The sequence below is a fragment of the Bradyrhizobium sp. Mp19 genome, from assembly GCF_029952935.1.
Lineage (GTDB): Bacteria > Pseudomonadota > Alphaproteobacteria > Rhizobiales > Xanthobacteraceae > Bradyrhizobium > Bradyrhizobium elkanii.
Map to the genome: position 1 here is coordinate 1 of NZ_JASAUT010000181.1, position 923 is coordinate 923.

At 66.8% G+C, this 923-nt stretch carries 1 protein-coding gene; it reads right to left on the minus strand.

What is annotated here, in order from left to right:
• The coding region (locus QJT82_RS45465) for a cytochrome P450 (RefSeq protein ID WP_281446736.1) at window positions 1–923 on the minus strand (923 nt) is incomplete at both ends.

The window sequence follows — 923 nt, forward strand, 5'->3', positions numbered from 1 at the left end:
CGCGCGGGATCGAAGCGGTCGGGATCGGCGAAGGCGTCGGGGTCGCGATTGCCGGCCGCGATCAGCATGCGCACGTCCGCGCTCTTCGGGATCACCATGCCGCCCAGTTCGATGTCGCGCTGGGCGATACGCGGAATGGAGCTGAACATGACGGGCGCGTCGCAGCGCAGGACTTCTTCGACGAATGCCTTCACCCCCACGGCGTCTTTGTGTAGCCAGTGCCGCTGTTCGGGATACGCGAGCATCGCCAGGACCGCATGGTCGATGGTCGCAGCAGTGGTGGCGAAGCTGCCCAGCAGCATGCCCCACAGCATGCTGATCAACTCCGCATCCGACAGCATGTCGGCATCATCGTCATGTGCGCCGACCAGCATCGACACGATGTCGTGGCGCGGGTCGGTGCGCTTACGCTGTATGAGGTAGCCGAAGTAGGTCTGCACCCTGGCGCTGGCCGCGTCCGCCGCGGTGAGCTGGGGATCGCTGGCATGCGGGCGCAGGCCTTCCAGAATGGCACCGATGCCGGCGGCGAGCCCGAACATGTCGTCATGGGGCATGCCAAACAGTTCGGCGAAGACCAGCATGGGCAACGCCAGTGCGAATTCCCGATGCAGGTCCACCGCCTCCCCGCGCTCCAGCGCGGGCGCCATGCCGTCCAGGCGCGCGGCGACGATGCGCGCGATGCCTGGCCGCAGGTTGTCGATCTGGCCCATGGTGAAATCGCGCGAGATCAGCCGGCGCAGACGCGTATGCGTCGGTGGGTCCTTCATCGCCAGCGAGGACGCCAGCAGATTGAGCGACAGGCTGGTCGCCGCACGCGGGAAATAGCGCGCCAGTTCGTCCGGCGCCGGAGCCCGAAACGCATCGCCCGTGGCCTTGAGCGCCCAATAGATGTCGGCGTGGCGGCTCAACAGAAAGAGGCCCGA